Consider the following 244-nt stretch of genomic DNA (forward strand, 5'->3'; position numbering starts at 1 on the left):
CCCAAACCCATCACCATAGAGAAAGAGGTTTATCGCGCTGAACCCATAGGTAAATATGGGACGATGGGGTTGTTTTCTGCATTATTTAGTTTGTCGATTTTCTTTATATTCAATCAATTTATTCCGGTAAAAACCTCGGATGATTTCAATAACTATCTACAAGCTATCTGGCAGCGTACTGGTTATAGCAATGTCAAGCTACAACGGATAGAAAAGCGTTTGGGGACTGACCGAAATCGAAGAT

At 39.8% G+C, this 244-nt stretch carries 1 pseudogene; it reads left to right on the forward strand.

Annotated features, from left to right (window positions below):
* A pseudogene (locus ABF638_RS38535) lies at window positions 1-244 on the forward strand (hypothetical protein); the annotation flags it as partial.

Origin of the sequence: Nostoc sp. CALU 1950, from assembly GCF_051172895.1 — a bacterium.
GTDB lineage: Bacteria > Cyanobacteriota > Cyanobacteriia > Cyanobacteriales > Nostocaceae > Nostoc > Nostoc edaphicum_A.